9 protein-coding genes are annotated in these 14,571 nt (G+C 67.5%); all 9 read left to right on the top strand.

Annotated elements, in window-relative coordinates; translation table 11 throughout:
- The first annotated feature begins 9 nt into the window (after window positions 1–9).
- On the top strand, window positions 10–663 hold the full coding sequence (locus tag SBP01_RS14015) for a helix-turn-helix domain-containing protein (protein WP_320536195.1): 654 nt from the start codon (window positions 10–12) through the stop codon (window positions 661–663).
- A gap of 108 nt (window positions 664–771) precedes the next feature.
- On the top strand, window positions 772–1,119 hold the full coding sequence (locus SBP01_RS14010; protein WP_275212276.1) for a holo-ACP synthase: 348 nt from the start codon (window positions 772–774) through the stop codon (window positions 1,117–1,119).
- 36 nt (window positions 1,120–1,155) lie between these two features.
- On the top strand, window positions 1,156–2,682 hold the full coding sequence (locus tag SBP01_RS14005) for an NAD(P)H-hydrate epimerase (protein WP_320536194.1): 1,527 nt from the start codon (window positions 1,156–1,158) through the stop codon (window positions 2,680–2,682).
- An 86-nt stretch (window positions 2,683–2,768) separates the two neighbouring features.
- Complete coding sequence (locus SBP01_RS14000; protein WP_320536193.1) at window positions 2,769–5,579, top strand: hypothetical protein; 2,811 nt, start codon at window positions 2,769–2,771, stop codon at window positions 5,577–5,579.
- A gap of 157 nt (window positions 5,580–5,736) precedes the next feature.
- Complete coding sequence (glgX, locus tag SBP01_RS13995; protein ID WP_320536192.1) at window positions 5,737–7,995, top strand: glycogen debranching protein GlgX; 2,259 nt, start codon at window positions 5,737–5,739, stop codon at window positions 7,993–7,995.
- Complete coding sequence (gene treY / locus SBP01_RS13990) at window positions 7,992–10,310, top strand: malto-oligosyltrehalose synthase (protein WP_320536191.1); 2,319 nt, start codon at window positions 7,992–7,994, stop codon at window positions 10,308–10,310. The genes glgX and treY overlap by 4 nt, the downstream gene beginning before the upstream one ends.
- Window positions 10,307–12,082 carry a malto-oligosyltrehalose trehalohydrolase gene (gene treZ, locus SBP01_RS13985; RefSeq protein ID WP_320536190.1) on the top strand — a complete coding sequence of 592 codons (1,776 nt, stop codon included), beginning with the start codon at window positions 10,307–10,309 and terminating at the stop codon, window positions 12,080–12,082. The genes treY and treZ overlap by 4 nt, the downstream gene beginning before the upstream one ends.
- Window positions 12,083–12,135: 53 nt before the next feature.
- Window positions 12,136–13,173 (top strand): L-glyceraldehyde 3-phosphate reductase, encoded by a 1,038-nt coding sequence (mgrA, locus tag SBP01_RS13980; protein ID WP_320536189.1) that lies wholly within the window; start codon window positions 12,136–12,138, stop codon window positions 13,171–13,173.
- A gap of 159 nt (window positions 13,174–13,332) precedes the next feature.
- Window positions 13,333–14,418 carry an inositol-3-phosphate synthase gene (locus SBP01_RS13975; protein WP_275212283.1) on the top strand — a complete coding sequence of 362 codons (1,086 nt, stop codon included), beginning with the start codon at window positions 13,333–13,335 and terminating at the stop codon, window positions 14,416–14,418.
- Window positions 14,419–14,571: the final 153 nt, after the last annotated feature.

The following is a 14,571-nucleotide window of genomic DNA, read 5'->3' as shown; positions in this document are numbered from 1 at the left end:
CTGCATCTCATGAGCAAGGACGTCAAGCAAAAATCCCTTACCGCCCCTGACCTCAGGGCCAAACGGGTGGCCCGAACAGAGGCCCAGCTCATCGAAGCGGCGAGCGTGCTTTTCTGCGATCAGGGCTACGTAGCAACAACTCTGGCCCAGATCGCAGAGCGCGCCGGTGTCGCTGCTCGCACCGTCTACGTCCGCTTCGGGACGAAGGCAGCCCTGTTCAGGCGTGTCATCGACCAGGCGCTCGTGGCTGACGCAGAGCCGGTTGACGTCGCCCACCGTCCCCGGGTCCGGGACGCGATGACCGCCGCCACCCTGGCCGAACGGATCGAGGCCCTCGCCGACGTCTCGGCCGGTATCGCGGAGCGGGCGGGCGCACTGTTCGAAGTTGCTGCCCAGTCCGAGGGTCTTGAGCCGGAGCTCGCAGAAGCCGCACAGGCCGGACGCCATTCCACCACCCAACTGTGCCGCTCGTTCTGGGACCAAGCCGCAGCCGATGGCCACCTCGCAGAGGGGCTGAATCCTGAACACCTCACCGTCGTTACCGACGTTCTGCTCTGCGCCGACACGATCGTGCACATCCGAAGGACCCACGGCTGGTCTGCGGCCCTGCACCGGTCACTCATCGTCGAGACCCTGACTGCCCTCACTCGCCGCCGCGCATGACTGGTGGTGGTCCTGTTGATGTGAATCCGGATGTGCCGGCCCGGTTTAAAAGTGACTCATTTGCGTTGATGAACAGCCCGGCCGCGGGCGTCACCGTAGAGTAGAGCCATGATTGTTGGCATTGGGGTAGACGTTGTAGACATCGAGCGGTTCGGCCGCCAGCTTGAACGGACGCCGGGTCTCCGGGACCGGCTGTTCGTCCCGGCCGAACGCGAGCTCAACACCCGGTCCCTCGCGGCCCGGTTCGCGGCCAAGGAAGCCGTGGCCAAGGTGCTCGGCGCGCCGGCCGGCATGAACTGGCAGGACTGCTGGATCGGCCTGGACCAGCACGGCCCCACCATCCAGGTGAAGGACACCGTCCTGGCGGTGGCCGAGGCCAAGGGCGTCAAACGCTGGCACGTGTCCATCAGCCACGACGGCGGGATTGCCACCGCCACGGTCCTCGCCGAAGGCTGAGCGCCCCTCCGCCGGGACGCCCAAGCACCTGACACCATGATCAGCGCCTACACCGGAACCCAGATCAGAGCCGCAGAACAGCCGCTCCTGGCCGCCGGGATGGGTACCGTCCTGATGCAGCGCGCCTCCTACGGGCTCGCCAACGCCGTGGTCCACGAGCTGCGGGACCGCGGCAGGCGGCTCTACGGCGCCAGTGTGGCGGTCCTTGCCGGCAAGGGCAACAACGGCGGCGACGGCCTGTTCGCTGCCTCGTTCCTGGCCGCGCGGGGAATGCGTACGACGGCGGTCCTCACCGGGGACGCCGCCCACTCTGAGGCGCTGGCTGCTTTTGAGCGCGCGGGCGGCCGCGTGCATGTCCTCACCGAGGCGAATGCCGGCGAGCTCGCCGCACACGTGGCGAGTGCCGACGTCGTACTTGATGCCATCCTGGGAACGGGTGCCCAAGGCGGCCTGCGGGGAGCGGCTGCCGCCCTGATGAAGGGTCTCACCGACACTCGGTCCGGGACACTGCTCGTGGTGGCCTGCGACATTCCCAGCGGCGTGGACGCCGACACCGGCGAGGCGCATGCCCTGGTCCTGTCCGCGGACCTGACCGTAACGTTCGGCGCCGCCAAAGCCGGCCTGCTGGCCGATCCCGGGGCCGACCACGCCGGCCGCGTCCACGTGGTCCCCATCGGCATCGAAGAACACCTGCCCTGGCCGTCGCTGCGCCGCCTCGAAACCCCGGACCTCGCCCGGCTGCTGCCCCGGCCCGGAAGACGCGCGCACAAGTATTCCCGCGGGGTCCTGGGCGTGGTGGCCGGCTCGGAGGACTACCCCGGCGTCGCGGTGCTGGCCTGCCGCGGGGCGCTGGCCGCCGGGGCGGGCATGGTCCGCTACCTCGGGCCGCCCGCGGTGGCAGACCTGGTCCGCCAATCCTGCCCTGAAGTGGTCTGCAGCACCGGCTCCGTGGCGGACAACCGCGTCCAGGCCTGGCTGGTCGGCTCGGGCATGGGACCCGGCGACTCGGAGCAGCTCCAGCGCGCCCGCGATGCGGTCGAATCGGGGCTGCCGGTGATCGCCGACGCCGGTGCGCTGCCGGCCCTTCCCGACGTCCTGGCGCCGCAGGTGGTGCTGACCCCGCATGCCGGGGAACTCGCAGCGCTCCTGGACCGGCTCGGGGCGGACTACGACCGTTCCGCGGTTGAGGCAAACACGCTGGGAGCCGTCCGGCAGGCCGCCGTCCTGACCGAGGCCACCGTGCTGCTCAAGGGCCCCAGCACCCTGGTCGCTTCGCCCTTCCAGGACTTCTACAGCCAGGCGGACGGCACGCCGTGGCTCGCCACCGCGGGCAGCGGCGACGTCCTGGCCGGAATCATTGGCGCGCTGCTCGCCCAGGTGGGGTCCGACGTCGGGCGCTTCCGGAACGCAGGCATCGATCCGGACGAGCGCTGGGCAGCCATCGCGGCGCTGGGCGCCAGCCTCCACGGCCGGGCCGGGACCGCCGCAGCCGATGGGGGACCGCTCACCGCAGGCCGCATTGCGGACGCTGTTCCCGGCGTTTGGGGGCGGCTCGCGGGCTGACCGGTCTGTGGACCCCCTGATTTCCCGGGCGTAACATTTGGCTGCCAGCCGCTGCTGGCCGCCGAAATTTGGGGGGGGGAGACACCGTGATCGAATCATCAGCGCAGAAGGTCGTCAGCGGGGCACCCCAGGCAGGAGGTCCACGGGTTCTGGAACTCCGCATCCACGGCATCAAAAACACGGCCCCGCACGACCTCATCGGCTGCAGGGCGGACCAGATTGAGCCTGTGGGCGACGGGGACGCCCTCAGCGGCTTCTGGACCGAAAAGGACCCGCCGGCCGGGCAGCCCACCCGGGTCGAGGCCTACAGTTGGGGCAATCTGGCACGGACTTCCCCGTCTTCATCGTTTCTGAAGGGCGTGGCACGCGTGCTCGGCCAGGCGCTCTGGTTTCTTGTCGTCCCGTTTGCCCTAGCCAACGCCGCCTACTGGGCCCGGCGGCTGCCGGCCCCGGGTACAGGGGCCCGGCCCCTCGCGGCTGGACCCGGCGCCGGGACGGTCAGGCTCTTCGCGTTACTGCTAAGCCTCGTGTTCACCACCACCTTCTGCGCGGTGGCTTTCGGCCTGCTTGCGGTGGAATGTTTTCCTTCGACGGGGCCGGGCCAGCCAACAGCCATGTGCCGTCAACTGCCGGAAGCCCTGGATTTCTTGACGGGCTGGTCGCGCGGCCAGCGCCTGGCCCTGGCCGCCCTGGTGCCGGTGGCAGCGATCCTTGCCGTGTTTGTCACGGCGAAACTTGCCACCGTGCGGAACCTCGCGCCGGTCCGGGTCAGCTGGAATGAAGAGCCGCCACAAGGTGCCGCCCAAGCTTCGGACGGCGGGCCTTTCCTCGCTTCCCCCGGATTGTGGACCCGCCCCCACGTTTCCACGGTGACCGGCAGGGCGCACATTGCCGCCTGCCTCGCGCTGGTGTGCATCTTGCTCCTGTCCGACAGCATGGGAGCGTTGTGGCGGCGCGACTGCCAGACACCCCTTCGGATGCTCGGCAGCGACTGCCTCCGGGACTTGGGTACGGCGATAGGCCGGGACGGCCTGGCCGCGCCGTTCCTGGCTCTCTCGGTGCTGCTGCTGCTGGCAACGATGGTCACGGTGGCGTTCTTCTATCCAGAAGTTCGCGCACCGGAAGAAGATGCCGCCGGCACCAAGTGGTCCAACGCCCTCTGGACCGGCGGGGCGGCCCTGGTGCTCCTGACGATCGGACAGCTGATACTCGTTCCCACCCCGGACGCGGTTCCCAGCCTGCCGTTCGCCGGAACATGGGTGGCGTCCCTGCTCCTGCTCACTGCGTTGGTGGTCCTGGCTGTCGCGGGCCTGTTCATGCGCAGCGGACGCGGTTTTCAGCTCGCTATCGCGGGGGCCTCGGTGAGCTCTGCGGTGCTCATTCTCTGGGCGGGCGGCCTGTGGGATGACTCGGTGTTGTGGATCCCGGCCGCCATCACGGCTGTCTTCGTCGCCTTCTACGTGGGCCTCCAGACGCGGGACGGCGGCACTGACGAAGGCTGGCGCGGCGGGGGTCCCGCCGTCTTTATGTTCGCCGCGATCCTCACGGCCCATTTTCTTTCCAGCGCGCTGGTCCTGGGACTGCGGAAACTCCTTCAGTGGCCCATGGACAGAGAGCTGCCAGCCCGGCCCGAGGAACTCTGGCGGGGCGCCGGCGGGTCCGAGGTTGACCTTCATGATGTGCTGGACGTCCCTTCCGTCTACGCACTCACGGGAGGCCTGCTGCTCGTCGGCATTGTTTTGGCGCTGGTCGGTTTTGTGCCCGCCTGCTCCTGGCTGATCCTCAAAGGCGGCCTCACGCCCATGCAGCCGCCCGCACCTGCCGGAACCGGACCGCCGCCGGTGCAGCCGCCGTCGTATTTCAGCGACATCGACGTGGATCCCCTTTCGGGGGCCGAAAGCCCTGGTTCCGAACGCCGGAACCTGACCTACCGTCGTCGCCGGCTCTCGGCTCTGACGCAGCGCGGGGAAGCAGCCTTTGGTCTCCTCACCCTGCTGATTTGGGGTGCCGCCGTCTTGGCGATCGCGGCCAGCGCCCTCCGCAACGGCAGCGGCGCAACGCGTTATCGCGTCCTTCTGAAAGGCCCCATGGACGTCATCCAGGAAGACTTCGCCGGCTGGGGAATCGTCCTGGCGGCAACCGTTATTCTCGCCTTCATGGTGCTGAACGCCGCAACGTCAAAGGAAGAAAGGCCTCTTGCCATCCTCTGGGACGTGATGTGCTTCCTTCCCAATGCCGCCCATCCGTTCGGTGCCCCGAGCTACTCCAACCGCGTAGTCCCTGAGCTTGCCCGGCGCATCAACGACTGGCTGGAGGCGCCCTCCCCGGGGCCGGCTCCGGAGACCGGCGAGCCCCACCACACCGTCCTGCTGTCCGCCCACAGCCTGGGCGCTGTGGTGGCGATTGCCGCGCTCTTCCATCTCAAGGCGAGCAAACCTGGGTTGGACTTCAAACGCATCAGGCTCCTCACCTACGGCGTCCAACTGCGGCCCTACTTCGGCCGGTTCTTCCCCGAGCTGTTTGGCCCGGCAGTCCTTGGCACCTGGCCAACGCGGGGACCCGGCCTCTTCTCCGCGGACCCATGGAAGGCGGCCCGGCTGAACGAGGCCCCAGGGAACGGTTCGGAGGGCCTGACTCTCGTGAAGCTCCTGAGGGCCGGGCAGGAAGCGGAGACGCCGGTATGGAGGAATATTTGGCGCCGGTCCGATTTCCTGGGATTCCCTGCCTGCGCCCACACCCCACACGGCAACCACCTGGACGTTTACGGCGTGGAGACGGAGCCGGGGCATTCCCAGTTCGTTGTGGCGACGCACGGCAACTACACGGCCACCACCACATACGCAATGGTCCGCCAGGACATGCTTGAGCACTGGCCGGCCCGAGGATTGCTGCCATAGCAGAGGTGTGAGGTAAAGTCAGCATGCTTAGTACACACGGGGCCTGGAAACGTAATAGTCACACCCACCCGCTACCGTAGCTATAGGTTCTGCACCGGCTGGGTGGCGCGGCGATGATTTCGCCCGCCCCGATGTCGAACAACAATGAGGAGCACGCATGGAAATCTGGCCCGGAACGGCTTACCCGCTTGGCGCCACTTATGACGGGACTGGCACAAACTTCGCGCTGTTCAGCGAACGCGCCGAAAAGGTGGAGCTGTGCCTCTTCGATGACGACGGTGTTGAGACCCGGTTCAGCCTCGATGAAGTGGACGGCTACGTGTGGCACGGCTACGTCCCGCAGGTGCAGCCCGGGCAGAAGTATGGCTACCGTGTCCACGGCCCGTACGACCCCCAGTCCGGCAACCGGTTCAACCCGAACAAGCTGCTCCTGGACCCCTACGCCAAGGCCGTGCACGGCCAGATCGACTGGGATCCGTCCCTGTTCACGTACAACCTGGGCGAAGAGCCGGACACCATCAACAATGATGACTCCGCATCGCACATGATGATGGGCGTGGTCATCAACCCGTTCTTCGACTGGGACGGCGACCACCTGCCCCGCGTCCCGTACCACAAGTCGGTCATTTACGAAGCCCACGTCAAGGGCCTCACCCAGCTGCACCCCGAGATCCCCGAGGAACAGCGCGGCACCTACGCCGGCGTGGCGCACCCGTCCGTCATCTCGCACCTGCAGAAGCTGGGCATCACCGCCATCGAACTGATGCCGGTGCACCAGTTCGTCAATGACGGAACCCTGCAGGACAAGGGCCTGAACAACTACTGGGGCTACAACACCATCGGCTTCTTCGCCCCGCAGAACACCTACAGCTCCACCGGCGACACCGGCCAGCAGGTCCAGGACTTCAAGGCCATGGTCCGGTCCCTGCACCGCGCCGGCATCGAAGTGATCCTGGACGTGGTCTACAACCACACCGCCGAAGGCAACCACCTGGGCCCCACCCTGTCCTTCAAGGGCATCGACAACCAGTCCTACTACCGCCTCATGGAGGGCGACGAGAAGCACTACATGGACTACACGGGCACGGGCAACTCGCTCAACGTCCGCCAGCCCCACTCCCTGCAGCTCCTCATGGACTCCCTGCGTTACTGGGTCACCGAAATGCACGTGGACGGCTTCCGGTTCGACCTCGCCTCCACCCTGGCCCGCGAATTCTACGACGTGGACAAGCTCTCCACCTTCTTCGAACTCATCCAGCAGGACCCGGTAGTCTCCCAGGTCAAACTGATCGCCGAGCCGTGGGACGTTGGCCCCGGCGGCTACCAGGTGGGCAACTTCCCGCCGCAGTGGACGGAATGGAACGGCAAATACCGCGACACCGTCCGGGACTTCTGGCGCGGCGAACCGGCCACCCTGGGCGAATTCGCCTCCCGCATCACCGGCTCCGCGGACCTGTACGAACACTCCGGCCGCCGGCCAGTGGCGTCCATCAACTTCGTCACCGCCCACGACGGCTTCACCCTCGCGGACCTGGTGTCCTACAACGAGAAGCACAACGACGCCAACGGCGAGGACAACAACGACGGCGAATCCCACAACCGCTCCTGGAACTGCGGCGCCGAAGGCCCCACCGATGATCCCGCCGTCCTGGGGCTGCGCGCCCGCCAGCAGCGGAACTTCATCGCCTCGCTGCTGCTCTCCCAGGGCGTGCCCATGCTGCTGCACGGCGACGAACTGGGCCGCACCCAGCAGGGCAACAACAACGGCTACTGCCAGGACTCCGAACTGACCTGGATCAACTGGGAAAGCATCGATCAGCCCCTCATCGAGTTCACGGCCGCCGTCAACGCGCTGCGAGCCAAGCACCCCACGTTCCGCCGGAGCCGGTTCTTCGACGGGCGTCCCGTGCTGCGAGGAGAAGGCGAGCGGCTGCCGGACATCGTATGGCTGGACCCCTCGGGCGAGACCATGAAGCCGGACGCCTGGGACAGCGGTTTCGGCCGGTCGGTGGGCGTGTTCCTCAACGGCGACGGCATCCAGGGCAAGGACGACCGCGGCCGCCGGATCACGGACGTGAACTTCGTCCTGTACTTCAACGCCCACGACGACATCGTGAACTTCACCCTCCCGAACGATGAATACGCGCCCGCCTGGGACATCATCATCGACACCGCCGGCCACAACGCGGACACGGAACCGGTCAAGGCCGGCGAAGCCCTGCCCGTGGCGGCAAAGTCCCTGGTGGTGCTCCGTGCGCACACCATGGAGGAGACCGAACCGGACCACTCCGTGGCCGCGTCGCTCGCCGCTCTGTCGCAGACGGCCACCGCGGAAACCGCCGCCCTGAGCACCCCCACGGTGCCGGAGCCGGCGAAAACGAAAAAAATCACCGAACCGAAGGGTCCCGCTAAGTGAAGTCCCCGGCGTCCACCTACCGGCTCCAGATCCGCAGCAGCTTCACGCTCTTTGACGCTGCTGAAACGGTGCCCTACCTGAAGTCACTGGGCGTCGACTGGGTCTACCTCTCTCCGATCCTGACCGCTGAGCGCGGGTCCGATCACGGCTATGACGTGACCGATCCGTCCTCAGTGGACCCGGACCGGGGCGGGCCCGAAGGGCTGCTCGCGCTGTCCAAGGCGGCCCGCGCCCACAGCATGGGTGTGCTCGTGGACATTGTCCCCAACCATGTGGGCGTGGCCTCGCCGGTCCAGAACCCCTGGTGGTGGTCGCTGCTGCAGGAGGGCCGCGGCTCGCCGTACGCGGAAGCGTTCGACGTCGACTGGGAGCTTGGCGGCGGCAAGGTGCGGCTGCCGATGCTGGGCTCGGACGCGGACCTGGACAAGCTCGAGGTCAAGGATGGCGAGCTCCGGTACTACGACCACCGGTTCCCGCTGGCCGAGGGCTCGTACAGCGACGGCGACTCCCCGCAGGAGGTCCACGGCCGGCAGCACTACGAGCTGATGGACTGGCGCCGCGCCGACGCCGAGCTGAACTACCGGCGCTTCTTCGCGGTCACCACACTGGCCGGCATCCGGGTGGAGGACCGCCCGGTCTTTGACGAGGCACATGCCGAGGTGAAGCGCTGGTTCGACGACGGCCTGGTGGACGGGCTGCGGGTGGATCACCCGGACGGCCTGGCCGATCCCGCCGGGTACCTGCGCTGGCTCAAGGAAATCAGCGGCGGCGCGTACGTGCTGGTGGAGAAGATCCTGGAGCCGGGGGAGGAGCTTCCCGGCGACTTCGCCTGCGAGGGCACCACCGGCTACGACGCCCTGGCGGACGTGGACCGCGTCCTGGTGGACCCCTCGGGCCAGCCAGGGCTCGATGCGCTGGACGCCGCCCTGCGCGGTGCCGACGCTCCGGCCGACTACGCGGAGATGATCCGCGGCACGAAACGGATGATTGCCGACGGCATTCTGCGGGCCGAGGTGCTGCGCCTGGCCCGCCTGGTCCCCGCTTCGGCCGGGCTCGAGCTGGAGCAGGCCGCGGACACCATTGCCGAAATCATTGCGTCCTTCCCGGTCTACCGCACCTATCTGCCCACGGGCGCGGAGATCCTGAAGGAGGCCTGCGGATCGGCGGCAGAGCACCGTCCGGAGCTGGCGTCGGCTGTGGGGGTCCTGCTGCCGTTGCTGCTCGATCCCGCCAACCCCATTGCGGTGCGCTTCCAGCAGACGTCGGGCATGGTCATGGCCAAGGGGGTGGAGGACACGGCGTTCTACCGCTACACCCGGCTCGGCACGCTGACCGAGGTGGGCGCCGAGCCCACCGAATTCTCCGTTTCCGCCGAGGAGTTCCACCACCGGATGCGGCGCCGGCAGGAAGAGCTGCCCCTCTCCATGACCACCCTGTCCACGCACGACACCAAGCGCAGCGAGGACGCCCGGGCCCGGATCTCGGTGATCGCCGAACTGCCGGACGAGTGGACGGCAACCCTGAACACCCTCCGCGAACTGGCACCGGTACCGGACGGCCCGTTCGAGAACCTGCTGTGGCAGGCGGTCATCGGTGCGTGGCCGGCGTCGCGGGAGCGTCTGCAGGGCTACGCGCAGAAGGCGGCCCGTGAAGCCGGCAACTCCACCACGTGGACCGACCCGGACGAAACGTTCGAAGCAAGCGTCACCGCGGCCGTGGATGCGGCATTCGACGACGACCGGGTCACCCGGGTGGTGGAGGACTTCGTGGCACGGATCGACTCCGCCGCCGCGTCCAACTCACTTGCAGCCAAGCTCATCCAGCTGACCATGCCCGGCCTGCCGGACGTGTACCAGGGGTCCGAGTTCTGGGAGCGGTCGCTGACCGACCCGGACAACCGGCGGCCGGTCGACTTCGCCCAGCGGGTCACCGAGCTGGCAGCCATCGACGCCGGCACCCTCCCCGCCGCGGGGACCGAAGCAAGCAAGCTGCTGGTCACCTCCCGGGCCCTGCGGCTGCGCCGCGACCGGCCCGACCTCTTCCAGGACTACAACCCACTGACCGCATCCGGTGCCGCGGCGCAGCATCTGCTGGCGTTCCAACGAGGCGCCTCCGGGGCCATCACCCTCGCCACCCGGCTCCCCGTGGGCCTGGAGCGCGACGGCGGGTGGCGGGACACCGCCGTCGGCCTTCCCACGGCGGTGCGGGACGAACTCACCGGCGCACAGTACCCCGCCGGGACCGTTTCGGTGGCCGCCGTCCTGGGTACCTACCCGGTGGCTTTGCTGGTACCGGTGGACGGAGAAAACGCATGACTCTGGTCAACGCCGGATCCGAGCGGTTCGATGTCTGGGCGCCCAACGCCTCCGCGGTGGTCCTGCTCGCCAACGGACAGCAGTACCCCATGAAGCAGGTGGCCGCAGCCCCGGGCGCGGAAGGTTGGTGGTCCGCACCCGACGCCCCCGCGGAGGCCGAGGTGGACTACGGCTACCTGCTCGACGGCGGAACCCGCCCGCTGCCGGATCCGCGGTCGCGGCGGGTCCCGGACGGCGTGCATGCCCTGTCCCGGACCTACGATCCCGCCTCCCACGCCTGGCAGGACGCGGGCTGGCAGGGGAAAAACCTGCGCGGCTCGGTCATCTACGAACTCCACGTGGGGACCTTCACCCCGGACGGCACCCTGGAGGCGGCGGCCGGCAAGCTCGAATACCTCGCGGACCTCGGCATCGATTTTGTGGAACTGCTCCCGGTCAACGCGTTCAACGGCACCCACAACTGGGGCTACGACGGCGTGCAGTGGTACGCGGTGCACGAAGGCTACGGCGGGCCGGCGGCCTACCAGCGCTTTGTGGACGCCGCGCACGCTGCCGGGCTGGGTGTCATCCAGGACGTGGTCTACAACCACCTGGGCCCCAGCGGAAACTACCTGCCGCAGTTCGGACCGTATCTGAAGCAGGGCGACGCCAACACCTGGGGCGACTCGGTCAACCTCGATGGCCCGGGCTCCGACGTCGTCCGTGAATACATCCTGGACAACGCGGCGCTGTGGCTCCGCGACTACCATGTGGACGGCCTGCGGCTGGACGCCGTCCACGCCTTCCGTGACGAGCGGGCCGTGCCTCTCCTGGAGGATCTGGGTGCGCTGGGGGCGGCCATTTCGGCGGAGACCGGGCTGCCCAAGACGCTCATTGCGGAGTCGGACCTGAACGATCCGCGGCTGATCTACCCCCGCGCGGCCAACGGCTACGGGCTCGCCGGGCAGTGGAGCGACGACTTCCACCACGCCGTGCACGTCAGCGTCACCGGCGAGACCACCGGGTACTACGCCGACTTTGCATCCCTCGGCGTGCTGGCCAAGGTCCTCAAGGACGGCTTCCTGCACGACGGCACTTACTCCAGTTTCCGCGGACGCCACCACGGCCGGCCCATCAACACGTCGCTGGTCCACCCGTCGGCCCTGGTGGTCTGCAACCAGAACCACGACCAGATCGGCAACCGGGCGGTGGGCGACCGGCTGTCGCAGTCGCTGGCCTACGGCCCGCTGGCCGTTGCTGCCGTGCTGACCCTGACCTCGCCGTTCACGCCCATGCTGTTCATGGGGGAGGAATACGCGGCGTCCACGCCGTGGCAGTTCTTCACCTCACACCCCGAACCGGACTTGGGCAAGGCGACGGCGGAGGGCAGGATCCGCGAGTTCGAACGCATGGGGTGGGATCCCGCCGTCGTACCCGACCCGCAGGATCCCGAGACGTTCCGCCGCTCCAAGCTCAACTGGGCTGAGGCTTCCATGGGAGACCACGCGAAGCTGCTGGCGCTCTACCGGTCCCTGACCGCACTGCGGCGCGAACACCCGGACCTCGCCGGGCTGGGATTCGCGGCCACTGACGTGACCTACAACGACGACGCCGGCTGGCTGCGTTTCCGCCGCGGGTCCGTGGAGGTACTGCTGAACTTCTCCGCGGAGCCGGTCCGGCTCGACGCGGTGCGGGGCGCTGTGCTGCTCGCCACGGACGATGCCTCTGCTGCGGACGGCGACACCTTTGTTCTGGCTGCGCACAGCGCGGCGGTTCTGACCGACGCGGCATAAGTTGCCCGGCGGGCGCTCCACTGCGTCCGCCACCAAATGACAGGATTGGACGCATGACCTACTCACCTGCGGAAAACCGCTACGACTCCATGCCCTACCGCCGCGTCGGACGCAGCGGCCTGAGGCTTCCGGCCATCTCGCTGGGACTCTGGCACAACTTCGGCGACGACAAGCCGTTTGAGACCCAGCGCGCCATCCTGCGCCGGGCCTTCGACCTGGGCGTCACCCACTTCGACCTCGCCAACAACTACGGGCCGCCCTACGGCAGTGCCGAGACCAACTTCGGCCGCCACTTCAAGGACGACTTCAAGCCGTACCGGGACCAGCTCATCATCTCCAGCAAGGCCGGCTACGACATGTGGCCCGGACCCTACGGCAACTGGGGCTCGCGCAAGTACCTGCTGGCCAGCCTCGATCAGTCGCTGGAGCGCATGGGCCTGGACTACGTGGACATTTTCTACAGCCACCGCCCCGACCCCCAGACGCCGCTGGAAGAGACCATGGGTGCGCTGGATTCCGCCGTCCGGTCGGGGAAGGCTCTGTACGCGGGCATCTCCTCCTACACCCCGGAGCAGACCCTGGAGGCAGCCCGGATCCTGACGGAACTCGGCACTCCGCTGCTGATCCACCAGCCGAGCTACTCCATGCTGAACCGCTGGACCGAGAACGGTTCACCGAACCTGTATGAGGTGCTCGACCAGGTGGGCGCCGGATCCATCGCGTTCTCACCGCTCGCCCAGGGAATGCTCACGGACCGGTACCTGAACGGCGTGCCCGCTGATTCGCGCGCCGCCCAGCACAAGTCCCTGGACCAGGGCATGATCTCCGACGAGAACCTGGGCCGGATCCGCGGGCTCAACGCCATCGCCGAGGGCCGCGGCCAGACGCTCGCGCAGATGGCCATCGCCTGGATCCTCCGCGAACAGGGCAAGGGCTCCGCCGTGACCTCCGCCCTGGTGGGTGCGTCCAGCGTCCGGCAGCTCGAAGACAGCCTCGCCGCCATCAACAACCTTGAGTTCGCGGACGATGAGCTGCGGGTCATCGACGAGTTCGCCGTGGAGTCGGACATCAACCTGTGGAAGCAGAAGTAACTTAACTGCACCTTTCACGTTGCGGGGGCCGGGAACAATCCCGGCCCCCGCTTGGTTGGGTAAGATGGTAAAGCGCCATTTGGTGCACTGCCAGCGCGCCGCCGTCGTAATTCCGGCATGGACCGCACTGGCGGCTGAGGTTGTCTTCAAAGGAGTTCCGTGTCTGCAAATCCGATTCGTGTTGCCATTGTTGGTGTGGGTAACTGCGCCGCCTCGCTCGTCCAAGGTGTGCAGTACTACCGCGACGCCGATCCCCAGGCCACGATCCCGGGTCTGATGCACGTTGAGTTCGGCAAGTACCACGTCAACGACGTCCAGTTTGTTGCCGCGTTTGATGTGGACGGCAAGAAGGTCGGCGTTGACCTGGCCGATGCCATCCTCGCCAGCGAAAACAACACCATCAAGATCGCCGAAGTTCCCCCCACCGGCGTGACCGTCCAGCGCGGCCACACCCTGGACGGCCTCGGCAAGTACTACCTCGAGACCATCGAGCAGTCCACCGAGGAACCCGTTGACGTGGTTCAGGCCCTCAAGGACGCCAAAGCCGACGTCATGGTCTGCTACCTGCCCGTTGGGTCCCAGGAAGCGGCCGAGTTCTACGCCCAGGCTGCCATCGACGCCGGCGTTGCCTTCGTCAACGCCCTGCCCGTCTTCATCGCCGGCACCAAGGCGTGGGCCGACAAGTTCACCGCCGCCGGCGTGCCGATCGTGGGCGACGACATCAAGAGCCAGATCGGTGCCACCATCACGCACCGTGTCATGGCCAAGCTGTTCGAAGACCGCGGCGTGACCCTGGACCGCACATACCAGCTGAACGTCGGCGGCAACATGGACTTCAAGAACATGCTGGAGCGCGACCGCCTCGAGTCCAAGAAGATCTCCAAGACCCAGGCCGTCACCTCCAACGTCGAAGCCGACATCGCCCCGCGCGACGTCCACATCGGCCCGTCCGATTACGTCCAGTGGCTCGACGACCGCAAGTGGGCCTTCGTCCGCCTCGAGGGCCGCAACTTCGGCGACGCGCCCGTCTCCCTTGAGTACAAGCTCGAGGTCTGGGACTCACCGAACTCCGCCGGCGTGATCATCGACGCCATCCGCGCCGCCAAGATCGGCCTGGACCGCGGCATCGGCGGCCCGCTGCTCTCCGCTTCCAGCTACTTCATGAAGTCCCCGCCGGAGCAGTTCAACGACGACCTCGCCCGTGAAAAGGTCGAGGCCTTCATCCGCGGCGACCTGGAGCGCTAACCCGCCCCTTTTCGTCCGCCCCTCCCTCGGGACGCTCTCTCACTTAATGTGGGTTTTTCCCGAACGCTCCTTCAGTTAATGTGGAGTTTTGCCTGACGCTCTCTCACCAAAAGGTGGGGGAGCGTCCTGGCTTTAACAGCCTTCAACGGCCGA

The sequence above is a fragment of the Pseudarthrobacter sp. IC2-21 genome (assembly GCF_034048115.1).
GTDB classification, from domain to species: Bacteria; Actinomycetota; Actinomycetes; order Actinomycetales; family Micrococcaceae; genus Arthrobacter; species Arthrobacter naphthalenicus.
Note: the sequence above shows the minus strand (reverse complement) of the source record. Positions and strands in the feature narration are given on the sequence as shown.